This is a genomic window from Arthrobacter sp. P4_F11, assembly GCF_056401395.1.
In genome coordinates this window covers 1-3,522 of sequence record NZ_JBFUJK010000038.1, presented here as the reverse complement: position 1 = coordinate 3,522, position 3,522 = coordinate 1, and the positions used below count along the sequence as shown (strand labels likewise).

Genomic DNA, 3,522 nt, shown 5'->3' with positions numbered 1-3,522 from the left:
CGAGGTCGGGTCGACGGTGACTGCGGGGGAGACCTGCGGTGAGGTTGAGTCGACCAAGTCGGTCTCGGACCTCTACGCACCGGTGACGGGTGAGGTCACCGAGGTCAACGACGCCGTTGTCGATGACCCTTCTCTGATCAACAGCGATCCGTACGGCGCCGGCTGGCTCTTCAAAGTGGCCGCCGAATCGGACGGCCCGCTGCTCTCGGCCCAGGAGTACGCGTCCAAGAACGGCGGCGAACTGTGAGCGCGGTAACCGCGACCGCAGGCACAAGCACCGTCGCGTTTGAGCAGGTCGTGTCGGCGAGCCTGGATGCGGACCTGTCCGTGCTGGATCCGGAGATCGCCGCGACGATCGACGCCGAACTGAGCCGGCAACGTGACGGGTTGGAGATGATCGCTTCGGAGAACCACACGGCCTGGGCTGTGATGCAGGCGCAGGGTTCGGTGCTGACGAACAAGTACGCCGAGGGTTACCCGGGCAAGCGTTACTACGGCGGCTGTGAGCACGTTGACGTGATCGAGCAGCTCGCGATCGACCGGGTCAAGGCCCTGTTCGGCGCCGGGTACGCGAACGTCCAGCCGCACTCCGGCGCGCAGGCCAACGCCTCGGTGATGCACGCCCTGATCCGGCCCGGGGACACCATCATGGGCCTGAACCTGGCCCACGGCGGCCACCTCACGCACGGGATGAAGATCAACTTCTCCGGCCGGCTGTATAACGTCATTCCGTACCAGGTCCGTGAAGAGGACCACCGGATCGACATGGCCGAGGTCGAGCGCCTGGCCCTGGAGCACAAGCCGGCGCTGATCGTGGCCGGCTGGTCCGCGTACGCCCGGCAGCTGGACTTCGCCGAGTTCCGCCGGATCGCSGACTCCGTSGGSGCGTATCTGATGGTGGACATGGCCCACTTCGCCGGGCTGGTCGCGGCCGGGCTGCACCCGTCCCCGGTCCCGCACGCCCACGTCACCACCTCCACGACGCACAAGACCCTCGCGGGTCCGCGCGGCGGCATCATCCTCTCCAACGACGCCGAGATCGCCAAGAAGATCAACTCGGCGGTGTTCCCCGGCCAGCAGGGCGGCCCGCTGGAGCACGTCATCGCGGGCAAGGCCGTGGCCTTCAAGATCGCCGCGTCCGAAGAGTTCAGGGAACGCCAGGAGCGTGTGCTCGCCGGTGCCCGGATCCTGGCCGAGCGGCTGGTCCAGGACGACGTGACCGCGCAGGGGATCAACGTGATCTCCGGCGGCACCGACGTGCACCTGGTCCTGGTGGACCTGCGCAACTGCGAGCTGAACGGTCAGCAGGCCGAGGACCGGCTCGCGGAAATCGACATCACGGTCAACCGCAACGCCGTCCCGTTCGATCCGCGCCCGCCGATGGTCACCTCCGGACTGCGGATCGGCACCCCGGCGCTGGCGACCCGCGGTTTTGGCGAGGCAGCCTTCGCCGAGGTTGCGGACATCATCGCCGAGGCGCTGACCGCGGAGGCCGGCGCGGACCTGTCCGGTCTGCGCACCCGGGTTCAGGCCCTCGCCGCCGCCCACCCGCTCTACCCCTCGGTTGATAACCTCGCCTAGGCGACGTAAGACTTAAGTAGCAGCAGTACAGAACTAACAGCAGTACAGATCACGACGCCGGGTTGCCGCCACAAGCCGCCGCCCGGCGTCGTGCATCCGGCCTGCGGCCGCCAACCAGCGCGCGCAGCGCCTTCCGGCAGGACCCTCTGCCGGACCACAGCAAGACCTAGTTAGGAACCGACAATGGCTGTTGGAGTCTTCGATCTCTTTTCCATCGGCATAGGGCCATCCAGTTCCCACACGGTGGGACCCATGCGGGCCGCCGCGGTCTTCGCCGAGGAACTCAAAACGTCCGGGGACCTGGAGAAGGTGGCGTCGCTGCGGGTGGACCTTTACGGTTCCCTCGCCGCCACCGGGCACGGGCACGGCACCATGACCGCGATCCTGCTCGGCCTGGAGGGCTTCCACCCCGAGCAGATCCTGCCCGAGGAAGTGGAGGGTCGGCTCGCTGCCATTGCCGAGACCGGCACCCTGCAGCTCGCCGGCGCGGGCGATGGGGACGGTGTTGCGCTGCCGTATGGGGTGCAGGACATGGTCCTGCGCCCGCTGACCATCCTGCCCCGGCACACCAACGGCATGACGTTCACGGTCTCCGACGCCGACGGCGAAGTCCTGCACAAGGCGACGTTCTTCTCCGTGGGCGGCGGCTTCATCGTCCGCGAGGGCGAGGAAGACGCGGCCCTGAAGGAACTCGACGAATCCAAGAAGGAACTGCCGCTGCCCTTCCGCACGGCCGCTGAACTGCTGGGCCGCTGCCAGTCCAAGGGCCTCTCGATCGGCGACATCATGTTCGTCAACGAGCGCGCCTCCCGCACCGAAGCGGAAATCCGGGACGGGTTGCTGCACATCTACTCGGTGATGGAAGGCTGCGTCGAGGTCAGCCTCAAACGCACCGGCCTGCTGCCCGGCGGGCTCAAGGTCCGCCGCCGCGCCCCGGACTGGCACAAACGCCTCATGAAGGAAACCCTCGGCCAGGACCCCGAGTACCGGGACCCGAAGTACTGGCAGGAATGGGTCAACCTGATCGCGCTGGCCGTGAACGAGGAAAACGCCTCCGGCGGCCGCGTCGTCACCGCCCCCACGAACGGCGCCGCCGGCATCATCCCGGCCGTGCTCTACTACGCCCTGCACTTCGCCCCCGGCATGGACCAGGCCACCCAGGCCGACCGGGACGACGTGGTGGTCAGGTTCCTGCTGACCGCCGGCGCGATCGGGGTGCTCTACAAGGAGCAGGCCTCGATTTCCGGCGCGGAGGTCGGCTGCCAGGGCGAGGTCGGCTCGGCGTCCTCGATGGCGGCCGCCGGCCTGGCCGAAGTCATGGGCGGCACGCCCCAGCAGGTGGAAAACGCCGCGGAAATCGCGATGGAACACAACCTGGGCCTGACCTGCGACCCGATCGGCGGGCTCGTCCAGGTCCCCTGCATCGAACGCAACGCGATCGCCGCCGCGAAAGCCATCAACGCCGCCAAAATGGCGCTCTGGGGCGACGGCACGCACCGGGTCTCCCTGGACGAGGTCATCGTGACCATGCGCGAAACCGGCAAGGACATGTCCTCCAAATACAAGGAAACCGCAATGGGCGGCCTCGCCGTCAACGTCGTGGAGTGCTAGGAAGCTGACCGCCGGGGCTGAGGTGGCGCTGGCCGGCCGCTCCGGCCAGACGGCCTACAACTAGCGCCTGCAGCTGTGCAGGCCCTAGACAATATGAAGTGTGGTGGTTGCCTGAAGTAGGACTGGAACCCCGGGTTCAAAGAGATTCGTGGGTTGCCGGCCCACGGTCTGTTCCGCATTCTGGTGCGGGTGTGGACTGGTAGAGCCACATTTGAACGTCTGGAGGTTCCAGCCATGAACAAGCGTACCTACGTCGGTTTGGATGTCCATGCGCGCAGTGTCAAGGGTTGCGCGATCGACCGCGAAACCGGTGAAATTCTGCGCCAGAGC

Annotated in this window: 3 protein-coding genes; all 3 read left to right on the top strand. The window is 67.1% G+C overall.

What is annotated here, in order from left to right:
- Positions 1-247 (top strand): glycine cleavage system protein H (locus AC1DRO_RS21125; protein ID WP_476952333.1); only part of this gene is annotated, 247 nt, incomplete at its 5' end.
- Positions 244-1,581, top strand: coding sequence for a serine hydroxymethyltransferase (glyA, locus tag AC1DRO_RS21120; protein ID WP_476952332.1), 1,338 nt, complete (start codon positions 244-246; stop codon positions 1,579-1,581). The genes AC1DRO_RS21125 and glyA, both read left to right, overlap by 4 nt.
- A gap of 183 nt (positions 1,582-1,764) precedes the next feature.
- Entirely contained in the window at positions 1,765-3,192 is a 1,428-nt protein-coding gene (locus AC1DRO_RS21115) for an L-serine ammonia-lyase (RefSeq protein ID WP_476952331.1), read from the top strand.
- Positions 3,193-3,522 lie beyond the last annotated feature (330 nt).

Excerpts from the sequence above, each read along its gene's own strand:
- AC1DRO_RS21115 (WP_476952331.1), top strand. The coding sequence starts at position 1,765 with ATGGCTGTTGGAGTCTTCGATCTCTTTTCCATCGGCATAGGGCCATCC.